16 protein-coding genes are annotated in these 14,193 nt (G+C 40.2%); 10 read left to right on the top strand and 6 right to left on the bottom strand.

What is annotated here, in order from left to right; translation table 11 throughout:
- The first annotated feature begins 134 nt into the window (after positions 1–134).
- The 3 genes from ELZ61_RS07140 (at position 135) to ELZ61_RS07130 (ending at position 1,185) form a co-directional block, all read left to right on the top strand.
- Positions 135–320, top strand: coding sequence for a hypothetical protein (locus ELZ61_RS07140; protein WP_126372502.1), 186 nt, complete (start codon positions 135–137; stop codon positions 318–320).
- Positions 313–693 (top strand): type III secretion system chaperone family protein, encoded by a 381-nt coding sequence (locus tag ELZ61_RS07135; RefSeq protein ID WP_126372500.1) that lies wholly within the window; start codon positions 313–315, stop codon positions 691–693. The genes ELZ61_RS07140 and ELZ61_RS07135 overlap by 8 nt, the downstream gene beginning before the upstream one ends.
- A gap of 105 nt (positions 694–798) precedes the next feature.
- Complete coding sequence (locus tag ELZ61_RS07130; protein ID WP_126372498.1) at positions 799–1,185, top strand: hypothetical protein; 387 nt, start codon at positions 799–801, stop codon at positions 1,183–1,185.
- Positions 1,186–1,260: 75 nt separating this feature from the next.
- On the opposite strand, the gene asnS is transcribed toward ELZ61_RS07130, so the two are convergent.
- A complete protein-coding gene (asnS, locus tag ELZ61_RS07125; RefSeq protein WP_126372496.1) occupies positions 1,261–2,664 on the bottom strand; it encodes an asparagine--tRNA ligase in 1,404 nt (467 codons plus the stop codon).
- A 206-nt stretch (positions 2,665–2,870) separates the two neighbouring features.
- Between asnS and ELZ61_RS07120 the strand changes: the two genes are divergently transcribed.
- Entirely contained in the window at positions 2,871–4,094 is a 1,224-nt protein-coding gene (locus ELZ61_RS07120) for an ROK family protein (protein WP_126372494.1), read from the top strand.
- A gap of 64 nt (positions 4,095–4,158) precedes the next feature.
- Positions 4,159–4,881 (top strand): dethiobiotin synthase, encoded by a 723-nt coding sequence (gene bioD / locus ELZ61_RS07115; protein ID WP_126373621.1) that lies wholly within the window; start codon positions 4,159–4,161, stop codon positions 4,879–4,881.
- Between the two features lie 115 nt (positions 4,882–4,996).
- On the opposite strand, the gene ELZ61_RS07110 is transcribed toward bioD, so the two are convergent.
- Both ELZ61_RS07110 and cls read right to left on the bottom strand, forming a co-directional pair.
- Complete coding sequence (locus ELZ61_RS07110) at positions 4,997–5,638, bottom strand: histidine phosphatase family protein (RefSeq protein WP_126372492.1); 642 nt, start codon at positions 5,636–5,638, stop codon at positions 4,997–4,999.
- Positions 5,639–5,690: 52 nt separating this feature from the next.
- Positions 5,691–7,154, bottom strand: a complete 1,464-nt coding sequence (gene cls, locus ELZ61_RS07105) for a cardiolipin synthase (protein WP_126372490.1) — start codon at positions 7,152–7,154, stop codon at positions 5,691–5,693.
- 34 nt (positions 7,155–7,188) lie between these two features.
- Here cls and ELZ61_RS07100 point away from each other — a divergent pair, with 34 nt between their 5' ends.
- From ELZ61_RS07100 to ELZ61_RS07080, 5 genes are all read left to right on the top strand, one after another.
- Positions 7,189–7,887 carry a TIGR01621 family pseudouridine synthase gene (locus tag ELZ61_RS07100; protein ID WP_126372488.1) on the top strand — a complete coding sequence of 233 codons (699 nt, stop codon included), beginning with the start codon at positions 7,189–7,191 and terminating at the stop codon, positions 7,885–7,887.
- Between the two features lie 75 nt (positions 7,888–7,962).
- Positions 7,963–8,952, top strand: coding sequence for a phenylalanine--tRNA ligase subunit alpha (gene pheS, locus ELZ61_RS07095; RefSeq protein WP_126372486.1), 990 nt, complete (start codon positions 7,963–7,965; stop codon positions 8,950–8,952).
- Between the two features lie 33 nt (positions 8,953–8,985).
- Positions 8,986–11,373, top strand: coding sequence for a phenylalanine--tRNA ligase subunit beta (gene pheT / locus ELZ61_RS07090; RefSeq protein WP_126372484.1), 2,388 nt, complete (start codon positions 8,986–8,988; stop codon positions 11,371–11,373).
- Positions 11,374–11,377: 4 nt separating this feature from the next.
- Complete coding sequence (locus ELZ61_RS07085; protein WP_103855875.1) at positions 11,378–11,674, top strand: integration host factor subunit alpha; 297 nt, start codon at positions 11,378–11,380, stop codon at positions 11,672–11,674.
- A gap of 74 nt (positions 11,675–11,748) precedes the next feature.
- Positions 11,749–12,255 carry a C40 family peptidase gene (locus ELZ61_RS07080; protein ID WP_115249635.1) on the top strand — a complete coding sequence of 169 codons (507 nt, stop codon included), beginning with the start codon at positions 11,749–11,751 and terminating at the stop codon, positions 12,253–12,255.
- 99 nt (positions 12,256–12,354) lie between these two features.
- On the opposite strand, the gene ttcA is transcribed toward ELZ61_RS07080, so the two are convergent.
- The 3 genes from ttcA to ELZ61_RS07065 all read right to left on the bottom strand — a co-directional run bounded on the left by ttcA (position 12,355) and on the right by ELZ61_RS07065 (position 14,035).
- Positions 12,355–13,305: a tRNA 2-thiocytidine(32) synthetase TtcA gene (gene ttcA / locus ELZ61_RS07075; protein WP_126372481.1), complete on the bottom strand. Its 951-nt coding sequence runs from the start codon at positions 13,303–13,305 to the stop codon at positions 12,355–12,357.
- A 153-nt stretch (positions 13,306–13,458) separates the two neighbouring features.
- The gene (locus ELZ61_RS07070; protein ID WP_126372479.1) at positions 13,459–13,776 is read right to left on the bottom strand and encodes a BrnA antitoxin family protein; all 318 of its coding nucleotides are present in this window, start codon (positions 13,774–13,776) and stop codon (positions 13,459–13,461) included.
- Entirely contained in the window at positions 13,745–14,035 is a 291-nt protein-coding gene (locus tag ELZ61_RS07065; protein ID WP_126372477.1) for a BrnT family toxin, read from the bottom strand. Before ELZ61_RS07065 ends, ELZ61_RS07070 begins: the two co-directional genes overlap by 32 nt.
- Positions 14,036–14,193 lie beyond the last annotated feature (158 nt).

The following is a 14,193-nucleotide window of genomic DNA, read 5'->3' as shown; positions in this document are numbered from 1 at the left end:
AGCTTGTTTTTTGAACGTTTTTAGCGGGAGTATACTCCCTGTTGTTATCTCTTTACAGAGATAACAAACACTCCTGCAAATAAAAATATTTGTGCGTTTAAAATAATTTAAATACTAAATTTATAGGAGCGAAAATGCTTATTCCAATTTTAGAAAATGAAACTACTCTTTATAAAGATAGTTTTGGTAATAAATACCAATATGATCTGACTAAACCAGCAGACAAACTAAGCTATGATACTGATTTATCCGCCCAAATGCGGGACAAAATGTCTGTAACCCCAACTCGCAATCCAAATGGTGGGGGAATTTATGAGTAATCAATATACCGCAGAGGAAATAAAAGAAATTCTGTTAGATGAAGGATATCGTTTAGTCAACATAATGCAAGAAGATATCGTAGTATTAAAGACTGATGGAAATAACTATATCATTGGGTTATATGAAAACGGCGATATCCAATTGATTTATGGCGTGTCAGGTATACCAAAGCTATCCATAGAAAAAGTGAATGCTTGGAATTCAAATCGTAGATTAGGGTGTTTATATGTTGAAGAAGGGCATCAACTTAGATTTTCTCTAGGCTTGCCTATACTTAGTGAGAGATTATCCAGAGCGGACTTTGCAAGAGGCGTGGCTCGTATGTTAGATATTGTTAGAACAATCAATATTTTTGAGTTTATAGAAGACTAGATGAAAGAATAAAAAAATACGGTGAACTTTTTGTATCACCGCATTTTTTATTCAATTTTAGCGGGAGTATACTCCCAATTTACAATCCAAATGGTGGAGGAATTTATGAGTAATCAATATACTGTTAATGAATTAAAAGAGATCTTTTCTAATGAGGGCTATCATATACTTAACTTTCCTAATATTCCACATAATGTCATATTCCTAGAGATTAATGGAGATGCTTATATGATTAATCTATTGTATGATGGAATTCAGATAATATATCGAGCTCTCCATAAGCGTCCATTTTCCTTGGATAAAATAAATCAGTGGAATTCAGAAAATCTATTAGGAAAACTTCATCGTGATGAAGATGATGAAAATGTATTATTTGTTAAGTTAGTGCAAATAGGGTTAGGTGAGAAATTAGAGGCTGAGAAAATCATTATGTTGATCGAACTATTTCAACACATAATTACAACTATTGATTTTGATCATTTACTACAGTAAATTTTTTATTTTCAAAAGAGCGGTGAAAAAATCGGAAATTTTTCACCGCTCTTTGCTTTTATCTTAATCTAAAACCTAGAAATTCGCGTTTCTTGGTGCGCGTGGGAATGGGATCACGTCGCGGATATTTTGCACACCGGTTACATAAACGATTAAACGCTCAAAACCTAAACCGAAGCCTGAATGTGGCACGGTGCCGTAGCGGCGGAGATCGCGATACCACCAGTAATCTTCTGGGTTTAAGCCCATTTCAAGCATACGTTTATCTAGCACATCTAGGCGTTCTTCACGTTGTGAGCCACCAATGATTTCACCAATTCCTGGGGCTAATACGTCCATTGCCGCCACGGTTTTGCCGTCATCATTTAAGCGCATATAAAACGCTTTGATGTCTTTTGGATAGTTTTTCACTACCACTGGGGATTTGAAATATTCTTCCGCTAAATAACGTTCGTGTTCTGAGGACAAATCAATGCCCCAAGACACTGGGAATTCAAATTTTTTGCCTGATTTTAATAGGATTTCAATGGCATCTGTGTAATCAATTTGCGCAAAATCAGAATTAATGAAGTTTTCTAAACGGCTGATAACGTCCTTATCAACGTGTTTTTCAAAGAATTTTAAGTCATCTTTGCGTTCATCTAATACCGCACGGAACACATATTTAAGCATATCTTCCGCAAGTTTTGCGTTATCGTTTAAATCCGCAAAGGCCATTTCAGGCTCAACCATCCAGAATTCTGCCAAGTGGCGAGTGGTGTTTGAATTTTCTGCACGGAAGGTTGGGCCAAAGGTATAGATTTTACTTAATGCACAAGCGTAAGTTTCGCCGTTTAGCTGACCAGATACGGTTAAAAACGCTTCTTTTCCGAAGAAATCTTGCGAAAAATCCACCGCACCTTGTTCTGTGCGTGGGAGATTTTCTAAGTCAAGGGTGGAAACACGGAACATTTCGCCCGCCCCTTCGGTATCAGAAGCGGTGATAAGTGGCGTTGCCACCCAGTAGAAACCTTGTTCGTGGAAGAAACGGTGAATGGCTTGTGCTAAACAATGACGAATACGCGCCACTGCACCAATAATATTTGTGCGTGGACGTAAATGCGCTACTTCACGCAAGTATTCAATACTGTGGCGTTTGGCTGCCATAGGGTAGGTATCAGGATCTTCCACCCAACCGGTTACTTCCATATTTTCCGCTTGTAATTCAACCGCTTGCCCTTCTGCAGGGGATTCCACCACTTTACCCGTTACGATCACTGAGCAACCTGTGGTTAAGCGTAGGATTTCATCTTGATAATTTGCGATGTCGTTATTTACGATCACTTGAATAGGATCAAAGCAAGAACCGTCATACACCGCAAGGAAAGAAAGCCCTGCTTTAGAATCGCGGCGAGTACGCACCCAGCCACGCACGGTAACTTGATCACCGATTTGAATTTTGCCTTGTAATACATCTACGATAGGGGCAATTTGTGTCATATAAACCTCAATCAAAAAAATTAGCGTAAAAACGTGCCTAGTTTACCGCAAGTCAAGACATTTGCCAAAATGAATTGTGCGATTGTTTTTGTGAAGTCGCCCACAAAATTGAAGTAAATAACTTGTTTTTAGATCGCAACCTGATATAAAAAACAATTATTTCATTTCAAAAATTTAATCGACTAATTAATCAACGATGAGGCGTTATGATCAAGGAAAGAAAACAAGATAAGTATGTCTTAAAATTACAGCAACTAGGGAAAGTGTATCGACTCATTGAGCAATTTGAAGAAATTTCGCGGATTGACCTTTCAAAACTCTCACGCTTAGCCCCTGCGACAATTACTTCTTTAACCCGTCAGCTTATTAACGAACGGCTAATTATTGAAAAAGCCGTGCGAAATACAGAAAACCGTGGTCGTCCAGCTATTGGTTTATGTGTATCGCCTTTTTTCTGGCAATCCTTATGTGCGGTGTTGAGCGAAGATCGCTTTGATATTTTTCTTTGTGAATTAGATGGCACACCGCTGGCAGAACATTCCTTTCCTTTACGCCGTGAAGAATTTGCCCAATTAGATCGCGTTTTAGTTGGCTATGTGCAAGCGTTTTTAGAAAAAACAAAACTTGAACCTTATAAGGTGATCACTTTTTCCATTGCGGTAACAGGGGAGTTAGACAGTGAAGAACGCTATGTTTATCAGCTTGGCAATCGTCAGCTGACTTTAGATTTGAAAGCCTTATTTCACCCTTATTTCAAAATGCCAGTAATGGTTACGGATTATTTCCAAACTTGGCTGTTTGCTGAAAGCTCGGTGGGCAGTGTGATTGGTTGTGATCACGTTTTATTTTTACAACTTGATGAGCGGATAAATTTAAGCGTGCTATCGCAAGGTGATGTGTTACGATGTAACAAACAGCCAAAAATGAATATTGATAAACTCATTACCCCAAGATTAAACCCAATTCAGGATAAACTTAATAATCAGTTACCTGAAATTGAACGCAATCAAATCATCAATCAGCTAACACATAAAGCCATTTATAAATTGATTGATTTGGCGTATCCCAACAATCAACAAATTGATAATATTGAAAAAATCCACTTTTTATGTGAACAGGCACAAAAAAATGATGGGAAAGCCGTTGATATTATTCATCATATTGCTGATTTAACGGCTTACCATTTAATGTGTTTAGTGAATATGTTTTCTTCTAAAAAAGTGATGTTAAACACCTGTTTATTGGCAGCAAAAGAGATTTTCTTAGCCCGCTTAAATCAACGCTTATCCCTTTATCATTGCGATGTGGAAGTGGTAACGAGCCGTTATAAATGGAATAGCCCAGAAGTATTAACCGCCGCCATTAAACAAGGGATTTATGACGGCAGTTTGTTAGGTGATCTACTGAAAAATAAAGAAAAATTGTGTTAGCTCAATGTTCTCCTGATGAAATTCCTTTAGAATTCAACACAAATTGGATCATAAGGAAAAAATGATGAGCTGCTTTTTTGTTACCGGCACAGATACGAATGTAGGGAAAACCGTATCCAGCCGTGCCATTATCCAAGCGTTGCAAAATCAAGGTATTCAGATTGTCGGCTATAAGCCCATAGCTTGTTGTCAAGAAGATTGGTCTTATTGCGAAAGCACAGTAGATAGTGATTATGGGCTAGAAAATAATTCTGATGTGCTAACCTTAATCGATGCCACAAAAGAAAATGTAACCTACCAAAATGTGAATAGTTATAGCTTTTCGCACAGTTTGCCTATGTTAAGTGAAGACGGGCAACGTATTGATATAAAAAAAATTAATGCCGATCTCAGCGCGCTGACGCAGCGTTATCAATCTGTGTTAGTGGAGGGAGCATTTGGTTGGCTAACACCGATGAATAAGGAATACAGCTTTGCCAGCTGGGCTATTTCGCACAAAATGCCTGTAGTGCTGGTGGTTGGCATTAAAGAGGGGTGCATTAATCACGCCTTACTCACCGCACAATCTATTCAACAATCGGGCTTGCCCTTAGTAGGTTGGATCGCCAATCGCATTAACCCAGGCTTAGCCCATTATGCGGAAATTATTGAAATGCTGAGTAAAAAAATTGACGCACCGTTGCTCGGGCAAATCCCCTATGTGCATCGCCCTGAGGAACAAGAGCTAGGGCATTACATAACTAATATTGAACGCTTGACTTACCTACAAACGGAATGGGTGAAGTAGAGTAGATGAAGTAATTAGTTTGATTATTAAAGTGCGGTGCAAAAAATCAAAATTTTTCTACCGCACTTTTTTCGCCATTAAATACGACTTTCACCTAACGCCTTACAAAAAAACACTATAAATGCGCCGTGCTATTCACCGTTTCTAACACAAAACGCCCTACATTTTCGTTTTCCGCTTGCTCATAGTGAACAATGCTAATGGACGTGTTATCCAAACGAATTACTCGTGGATTTTCACGGTGATTTTGCCAGGTTGAGCCGTCAAATAGGGTAAGCAATAAACGCAGTGTGTGTCCGTGAGAAACCAGTAGAATATTGCCTTCGTTATGCACATTGATAATGTCATAAACCGCCTGCATTGCGCGTTCTGCCAGTTCAGCAAAGGTTTCGCCGCCGTTGCTTTTGGCTTGATAATTCGCAGGATCTTTCGTCATTTGCTGAAATTCTTCGCTTTGACGAATGCTATCCACCAGCACGCCCTCCCAGCTACCAAAGAAATGCTCGTTTAAGCCTTTATGCTGAAAGAAAGGAATATTGCGTTCGCCAATAATGTATTGGGTGGTATCCATTGCCCGTTTTAACACGCTTGAATAGGCAGCAATAAAAGGCACGTTGGCTAAGTGTTCGCCTGTTTTCATTGCCCCCTCAATGCCTTCGGCGATCAGCGGAGAATCGCCTTGTCCTTGTAATAAACCTTGTTCGTTCCAAACAGTGCGTCCATGGCGAACTAAATAAAAAGTAAGCTGTTTTTTCATTGCTATCCTTAAAATACTTAAAAAGTTGGAAAATTTATACCGCACTTATCGTTTATAAAAGCGGGCTAAATAAGAAAAATAAACGTTCGATAACCTGTTGATAAACAGGGCGTTTTACCCAGTTTTCATAGGTTAATAAAGAAGAACTTTGGCGGTAGTGTTGCTGCAATTGGGTTACTTCATTGGCAAAACTTTGATCTTCCACCACCATTGTGACTTCAAAATTCAACATAAAACTACGCATATCCATATTTACCGTGCCAACGAGGGCAAGGCGGTTATCAATCAACACGCTTTTAGTATGTAATAGGCCTTGCTCAAATTGATAAATTTTCACCCCAGCGGCAAGCAGATCTTCAAAAAAGGTGCGACTCGCCCAGCTTACCATTAAAGAATCGTTTTTCTTTGGAAGAATCAGCGTAACGTCAATACCACGCAATGCCGCAATGCGTAAGGCTTCAGCAATGCTATGGCTTGGCACAAAATAAGGCGAAGTAATGGTGATGCTTTGGCGCGCGGAAAAAATCGCAATAGAAAGAGATTGCGCCATTAAATCATCAGGAAAGCCCGGACCCGTGGCAAGAATTTGTACGGCGTGAGAGTTATTATGATCAACGGGTAACAAAGGGCAATCTGGCAACTGCAAGGGGATTTCTTTATCGCTTTCAATTTGCCAATCCCACGCATAAAGCCCATTTAGCACGGCAGAAACAGGGCCGTTAATACGCACCATAATATCTACCCATTCGCCAACGTGGCTGTTTTGTTTGAAATATTTTGGATCAACCATATTCATACTGCCGGTGTAAGCAATTTGATTATCGATCACAATAATTTTGCGGTGCTGGCGTAAATCAATACGACTAAAAAACATACGCAGTAAATTAACGTGTAGCGCTTCGGTGATCTCAATGCCACTTTCTTTCATTTGGCGGTAATTTTTACTTTTTAGAAATTGACGGCTGCCCACGCTATCCACCAATATCCGCACCGTAACACCACGCTGTTGTGCGCTAATTAGCGCGTTCTGCACCTCTTCCACTAAGCCGCCATTCCACCAAATATAAAACACCATATTAATGCTGTGTTGGGCTTGGTGAATATCTTGAATAATGCTTTTAATGATGCTTTCTGGCGTGTCTAAAATATGTAGCTCATTACCCAGCACGCAAGGGATATTTAAACGACTTTTGGCTAAATCAAAAATGGGGCGATAAAGCAGGGTGTTGTGATGATTGATTAATTGCGGACATTGCGAAAAATCGCCAAACCACTGGTTAAATTTCGGTGCAAGCAAACGAAATGCTTTTGCCCGTTTTGTGCCTAATTTCACTTCGCCAAACACTAAATAGGCGATAATGCCCACCACTGGCACGAGATAAATAATCATCAACCAAGAAAGGGTGGCAGAAACCGATTGTTTTTTTATCACTAATCGCATTGTGATAGAAATGGTCAAAATCCAAATCAGGACAGGGACGAGATATGCTATAATCTGTTGAAAAGTAAAATTCATTTATTTTTAACCGCACTTTTATAAACATCTAATTATGCCAGAGATCACAACGCCAATGTTCGACATTGTTTTTCAGCACGCCGATTTTATCATTATTCACAAACCTTGTGGCATTTCCGTGCATAAAGATGATCAGGCGCTTGGTCTAACCACTTTAGTGGCGCAGCAATTAAATTTGCCCCAAGTGTGGCTAGTGCATCGGTTAGATAAGGTAACTTCTGGATTGTTAATCTTGGCGTTGAATAAACAGGCGGCGGCAACCTTGTCAGGGCTATTTGCCGATCATCGCATTGAGAAAACCTATCTGGCGTTATCCAGCGAAAAGCCAAAGAAAAAGCAAGGGCGAATTGTGGGGGATATGCAAAAATCTCGCAATGGCACTTGGAAATTATGCCAAAGCAAGGAAAACCCTGCCATCACGCGTTTTTCTTCCCTAAGCTGTGAGCCAAATTTACGCCTTTTTATTTTGTTTCCACAAACAGGCAAAACGCACCAATTACGCGTGGCAATGAAAAGCCTAGGCAGCCCGATTTTAGGTGATGAACTTTATGGCGGAAATAAACAAAAATCCGACCGCACTTATTTGCACTGTTATCAGCTTAAATTTACTTACAAAGACCAGCAGATTAATGTGAAAACGCTGCCAAAAACAGGCAAATTTTTCACCGCACTTTCCGTGCAAGAAAAAATTCAGCAATGGGAAAGGGAGAATAATTGCGAAAAGCCACAATAAAAACGTGATTTTTTAAGGCGTTAGTATTATCATTAGGAAATTTTTCAAATGTTAGATTGTTATTAGAGGATAGGTATGCAACACCTTAAAGAAATTACCGAACAGGCAAAAGAAGCGATTGAAAAATTGCACGATAAAAGCCTTGAAACGCTAGATGCCATTCGTGTGGAATATTTTGGTAAAAAAGGGCATTTTACTCAATTAATGCAAGGATTGCGTGATGTGGCAGCGGAAGAGCGTCCGGCAATGGGCGCAAAAATTAACGAAGCCAAGCAAAAAGTGTTAGATTTATTAAACACGAAAAAAGCACAATGGGAAGAAGAAGCCTTGAATGCACAGTTGGCGAAAGAGAGTATTGATGTCAGCTTACCGGGGCGTAAAACGGAATTAGGTGGCTTGCACCCTGTTTCTGTAACCATTGGGCGTGTGGTGAAATTTTTCTCTAACTTAGGCTTTAGTGTAGAAGTTGGGCCTGAAGTTGAAACCGATTATTACAACTTTGATGCGTTAAATATCCCTGCTCATCACCCAGCGCGTGCGGATCACGATACGTTCTGGTTTGATGCAGAGCGCCTATTGCGTACGCAAACTTCTGGGGTGCAAATCCGTACAATGGAAAAAATGCGTCCACCAATTCGCATTATGGCACCGGGCCGTGTATATCGTAACGATTACGACCAAACGCACACGCCAATGTTCCACCAAATTGAATTGCTTTATGTGGATAAAAACGCGAACTTCAGTGAATTAAAAGGCTTATTACACGATTTCTTGCGCGCCTTTTTTGAAGAAGATTTACAAGTGCGCTTCCGTCCTTCCTATTTTCCATTCACCGAACCTTCAGCAGAAGTGGACGTTATGGGCAAAAACGGAAAATGGTTAGAAGTGTTAGGCTGTGGAATGGTTCACCCAAATGTGCTGCGCAATGTGGGTATCGATCCAGAAGAATATTCTGGCTTTGCGGTGGGAATGGGCGTAGAACGCTTAACAATGCTACGTTACAATGTAACAGATTTACGTTCATTCTTTGAAAATGATCTCCGTTTCTTAAAACAATTTAAGTAATAGAAAACCGAAATATTAATGTAGAGAAAGAATATGAAATTTAGTGAATTATGGGTGCGTGAATGGGTGAATCCTGCCGTTAGCACGGAACAATTATGTGATCAAATTACAATGCTCGGACTAGAAGTCGATGGCGTTGAACCTGTTGCCGGCGAATTTAGTGGCGTTGTTGTAGGGGAAGTGGTGGAATGTGCGCAACACCCTGATGCGGATAAATTACGCGTAACCAAAGTCAATGTGGGTGGTGAACGTCTATTAGACATCGTGTGCGGTGCGCCAAACTGCCGTCAAGGCTTAAAAGTGGCTTGTGCGGTTGATGGTGCGGTGTTACCTGGTAACTTTAAAATTAAGAAAACCAAATTACGCGGTCAGCCTTCTGAAGGAATGTTATGCTCATTCAGCGAATTAGGCATTTCAGACGATCACAATGGCATCATCGAATTGCCAGCAGATGCACCAATTGGTACAGATTTGCGTGAGTATTTGCAATTAAACGATAACAGTGTAGAAATTAGCTTAACGCCAAACCGTGCGGACTGTTTAAGCATTGCAGGAATTGCCCGTGAAGTGGGCGTGGTTAATCAGCAAGCTGTTAATGCCCCTGAAATCAAGCCTGTTGCAGCAACCATTGCAGATAAAGCACAAATTGAAGTGTTAGCACCTGAAGCTTGCCCACGTTATTTATTGCGTGTGGTGAAAAATGTGAATGTGAAAGCACCAACGCCAATTTGGATGCAAGAAAAATTACGCCGTTGCGGTATTCGTTCTATCGATCCCGTGGTGGATATTACCAATTACATTTTACTGGAACTTGGCCAACCAATGCACGCCTTTGATGCAGCAAAAGTGGCGCAGCCTGTGCAAGTGCGTATGGCAAAAGAAGGCGAAGAATTGGTGCTATTAGATGGCACAACCGCCAAACTTCAACCAAATACTTTAGTGATTGCTGATCAAAATGGCCCATTAGCGATGGTGGGTATTTTTGGTGGCGAAGCCAGTGGTGTGAATGCCGAAACCAAAGATGTGATTCTTGAAGCTGCATTCTTTGCGCCATTAGCCATTACAGGACGTGCTAGACAATATGGCTTGCATACTGATTCTTCACACCGTTTTGAACGTGGTGTAGATTTTAATCTTCAACACAAAGCAATGGAACGTGCAACCGCCTTATTGTTAGACATTTGCGGCGGCGAAGCGGGTGAAATTTGCGAAGTGGTGAGCGAAGCGAATTTACCAAAAGTAAAACAGGTGCAATTACGCCGTGAAAAATTAGATCACTTATTAGGTCATCATATTCCAACGGAAACCGTTACAGACATTTTGCAACGCTTAGGCTTGCAAGTGAGCTACCAAGACGGTTTATGGACAGCCATTTCACCAAGCTGGCGTTTTGATATTGAAATTGAAGAAGACTTAATCGAAGAAGTGGCACGCATTTACGGTTATAACAACATTCCGAATAATGCCCCATTAGCGCATTTACAAATGAAACCAATGCCTGAAAGTTTATTAGAATTGGTGCGTGTGCGTACCGCATTTGTCGATAGCGATTATCAAGAAATTGTGTCTTATAGCTTTGTTGATCCAGAAGTTCAGCAATTATTATACCCAGAGCAAGAAGCATTAATTCTGCCAAACCCAATTTCGCGTGAAATGTCGGCAATGCGCGTGTCTTTATTACCGGGCTTGCTTACAACCATTGCTTACAACCAAAATCGCCAACAAAGCCGTGTACGCATTTTTGAAGGCGGACTACGCTTTATTCCTGATGCGGAAGCGGAAAGTGGCGTGCGTCAAGAATATGTTATCGGTGCAGCGATTGTAGGGGATAAACGCCCTGTTCATTGGGAACAAAAAGGGGAAAACGTTGATTTCTTTGATCTTAAAGGGGATTTAGAGCGAATTTTATCCTTAACAAAAGCTGGAAATCGTTTGCGTTTTGTTGCAAAATCATACCCAGCATTACATCCAGGGCAATCTGCCGCCATTATGTTAGACGATAAAGAAATCGGTTATATTGGCACGGTGCATCCAAAAGTGGTGCAACAGCTTGGTTTATCTGGTAAACCTATCGTATTTGAAATTGAATGGGCTGCCATTGCAGAAAGACCTGTTCCAAATGCCAAAGAAATTTCTCGTTTCCCTGCAAATAAACGTGATTTGGCGATTGTAGTGGATAGTGCAACACCAGCGGGCGATGTGTTAGAAGTGTGTCGTCAAGCGGGCGGAAAACAGCTTGTAAACGTAAGTTTATTTGATGTTTACCAAGGGGCGAATTTACCAGAAGGTAAGAAAAGTTTAGCCATTAGCTTAACCATTCAAGACACTGATAAAACCCTTGAAGAGAAAGAGATTAATGCGGTAATTTCAGCGGTATTAGACGCATTAAAACAACGATTTGATGCTTATTTGAGAGATTAATATTATGACATTGACCAAAGTTGAATTAGCCGATAGCTTAATTGAAAAGCATAATCTAAATAAACGTGATGCCAAATTATTGGTGGAAAGTTTTTTTGAGGAAATTCGAGTGGCATTGGAAAGTGGGCAAGATGTGAAATTATCTGGATTTGGTAATTTTGAATTACGCGATAAAGCCTCACGCCCAGGACGCAACCCTAAAACAGGGGAAAGCGTACCTGTTTCCGCGCGCCGAGTGGTAGTATTCAAACCCGGTCAAAAATTACGCTCTCGTGTAGAAAAATCTAAGCCAAAAGCTTAATCATTTCTCATTTAAAACTATCCGTGCAAAAAAGTGCGGGTAGTTTTTTGTTCTTTTTTATTTTAGAGTTTACAATGAATTTACTTAAAACATTGCTGATTGGCGGTGGTGTATTGCTGAGTGTAGCTTGTTCTAGCTCAAATGAAAGCTCTTCCGTCCAATATAAATCGTTTAAACATAACCGCTATCATAGCCAGTTAAACGATCCCATTATGACTATTGCGATGCTGTCAGAACATCAACGAGAATGGGCTGGCACCCCCTATCGTTTAGGCGGGCAAAGCCGCCGTGGCATTGATTGTTCAGCCTTTGTGCAGACAACTTTCCGCGAACGCTTTAATATTAATTTGCCTCGTACCACAAGAGAACAAGTGAAATACGGCACGAAAGTGGCGAAAGAGGATATTCAAACGGGTGATTTAGTTTTCTTCAAAACAGGACGCGGGCCAAATGGCTACCACGTTGGGATTTATGTGAAAGACGGCCAATTCCTACACGCCTCAACTAAAGGTGGCGTGATTTATTCTTCACTCAATAGCCCTTACTGGACGCGCACCTATTGGCAAGCGCGTAGAATGTAAAACCGAGTTTATAGAAAATACAGAAATAGAAAGTGCGGTGGAAAACTTTTGATTTTTTCACCGCTCTTTATTTTTGCCATTTTCTTATTCAGCCTTTGTTTAACTCACTTCCTTAAACGAAATCATTTCATTTTGGCTGAAATCCGTTTGCTCATCTTCATCTTGGAATAATGGGGTAGTAGGTAGCTCCTGCTTATCAAAAGCAATATCCCCTTCCACGCCGTCTAGGTTTTGTCCACGTTGAATATCTTTGAAATTAAACAAATTTTTATCGCATAGGTGCGAAGGCACAATATTTTGCATTGCGCTGAACATTGTTTCGATGCGCCCCGGATATTGGCGATCCCAAGTTTGCAACATTTCTTTTACCACTTGGCGTTGTAAGTTAGGTTGCGAACCACATAGATTACAAGGAATAATCGGGAATTGTTTGGCGATGGAATATTTTTCAATGTCCTTTTCTTTGCAATAAGCCAGCGGACGAATCACAATTTGCTTGCCGTCATCGCTGATTAATTTGGGCGGCATTGATTTGAGTTTGCCGCCGTAGAACATATTTAAAAACAAGGTTTCTAACATATCATCACGGTGATGCCCGAGTGCGATTTTGGTTGCACCCAACTCGGTCGCCGTGCGGTATAAAATCCCACGTCTTAAACGAGAACAAAGGGAACAGGTGGTTTTTCCCTCTGGGATTTTTTCTTTTACAATCCCATAGGTATTTTCCTCTACGATTTTGTAATCCACGCCGATGCTCTCTAAATATTCCGGTAAGACGTGCTCAGGAAAGCCTGGTTGTTTTTGATCTAAATTTACCGCCACAATATCAAAATGAATCGGTGCGTTAAGGCGTAAATTAAGCAAAATATCCAGCAACGTGTAGCTGTCTTTACCGCCAGATAAGCACACCATCACCTTATCACCATCTTCAATCATATTAAAATCGGCAATAGCTGCGCCCACATTACGGCGTAGGCGTTTTTGTAACTTATTGAAATTATAGATTTGTTTCTTTGTTTTTTCGTTTTGAGAAGTTAAATTTTCGCTCATTGGGTTTATTATTCGGTTATATCAATTTAAAAAACTTGCGTATAGTAAGGGGTAATGGGATTTTTTCCAATAGGAATGTGCAGGATTAGGTCTTTTTAGGTAGCTAAAAAGATGAAAATTTTTGACCGCACTTTATTATGCGGTCATTGCTGATTATACGGAATGAATATGCTGGAGAAGCACTTCATTAATACGCGATTGCCAACCTTTCCCTGTGGCTTTAAAGGCCTCAATCACTTCAGGTGATAAGCGAATAGTGATAATTTGTTTGGTTGGCGTTTTTTGTTTGCCCCTGACTTTCGGTTTTATATGTCCTTGCTTTTCCATTTCTGCTTGATGTGCAAGCACCATATTGACAAAATCATCAGGCATTGTTTCTTGTAATGATTTCATTTGTGTAAAATCGCTTTGCTGTAATTCCCGGACTTCGCCTTCAGCACTAATCAGCGGTGTGTTTTTCTCTGTTTTCATATTTTTTGATCTCCCTTGCATTTGCTTTACGGAAGCTAATAACTCGAATTCCTGTTTTTATTGGTGTAAATACGAGAATATGTAATCGCGCTGTTGTCCCAACATAACCAGCGGCTAAAAAACGCGGTTCAGGATAATCTTTTCTATCATCAGCGATAATCATTGCGCTATTCCAATGAAAATAGCGTGCCATTTCAAAAGAGAGCTGGCGTTCTTCAATATTGCGCTGATTTTTCTTTTGATCAAATTCAATTTCCATTTTGAATGTTAAATCAAATAACCGTTTCTTTATTGTAAATACATTTTGCTAAATAACAAGTTTTTGTAAACATTTTTGGTAAAAAAACGATCTACAAGATCCGTAAAAATTCCTGTATAATCAACTATAATTTTTGTCTAATTTTTATTTGCTTGTGA

Origin of the sequence: Avibacterium volantium (assembly GCF_900635775.1) — a bacterium.
In the GTDB taxonomy this organism is placed as follows: Bacteria; Pseudomonadota; Gammaproteobacteria; order Enterobacterales; family Pasteurellaceae; genus Avibacterium; species Avibacterium volantium.
This window is presented reverse-complemented; position numbering and strand designations above follow the sequence as displayed.

Excerpts from the sequence above, each read along its gene's own strand:
- ELZ61_RS07140 (WP_126372502.1), top strand. The coding sequence starts at position 135 with ATGCTTATTCCAATTTTAGAAAATGAAACTACTCTTTATAAAGATAGT.
- ELZ61_RS07135 (WP_126372500.1), top strand. The coding sequence starts at position 313 with ATGAGTAATCAATATACCGCAGAGGAAATAAAAGAAATTCTGTTAGAT.
- ELZ61_RS07130 (WP_126372498.1), top strand. The coding sequence starts at position 799 with ATGAGTAATCAATATACTGTTAATGAATTAAAAGAGATCTTTTCTAAT.
- asnS (WP_126372496.1), bottom strand. The coding sequence starts at position 2,664 with ATGACACAAATTGCCCCTATCGTAGATGTATTACAAGGCAAAATTCAA.
- ELZ61_RS07120 (WP_126372494.1), top strand. The coding sequence starts at position 2,871 with ATGATCAAGGAAAGAAAACAAGATAAGTATGTCTTAAAATTACAGCAA.
- bioD (WP_126373621.1), top strand. The coding sequence starts at position 4,159 with ATGAGCTGCTTTTTTGTTACCGGCACAGATACGAATGTAGGGAAAACC.
- ELZ61_RS07110 (WP_126372492.1), bottom strand. The coding sequence starts at position 5,638 with ATGAAAAAACAGCTTACTTTTTATTTAGTTCGCCATGGACGCACTGTT.
- cls (WP_126372490.1), bottom strand. The coding sequence starts at position 7,154 with ATGAATTTTACTTTTCAACAGATTATAGCATATCTCGTCCCTGTCCTG.
- ELZ61_RS07100 (WP_126372488.1), top strand. The coding sequence starts at position 7,189 with ATGCCAGAGATCACAACGCCAATGTTCGACATTGTTTTTCAGCACGCC.
- pheS (WP_126372486.1), top strand. The coding sequence starts at position 7,963 with ATGCAACACCTTAAAGAAATTACCGAACAGGCAAAAGAAGCGATTGAA.
- pheT (WP_126372484.1), top strand. The coding sequence starts at position 8,986 with ATGAAATTTAGTGAATTATGGGTGCGTGAATGGGTGAATCCTGCCGTT.
- ELZ61_RS07085 (WP_103855875.1), top strand. The coding sequence starts at position 11,378 with ATGACATTGACCAAAGTTGAATTAGCCGATAGCTTAATTGAAAAGCAT.
- ELZ61_RS07080 (WP_115249635.1), top strand. The coding sequence starts at position 11,749 with ATGAATTTACTTAAAACATTGCTGATTGGCGGTGGTGTATTGCTGAGT.
- ttcA (WP_126372481.1), bottom strand. The coding sequence starts at position 13,305 with ATGAGCGAAAATTTAACTTCTCAAAACGAAAAAACAAAGAAACAAATC.
- ELZ61_RS07070 (WP_126372479.1), bottom strand. The coding sequence starts at position 13,776 with ATGAAAACAGAGAAAAACACACCGCTGATTAGTGCTGAAGGCGAAGTC.
- ELZ61_RS07065 (WP_126372477.1), bottom strand. The coding sequence starts at position 14,035 with ATGGAAATTGAATTTGATCAAAAGAAAAATCAGCGCAATATTGAAGAA.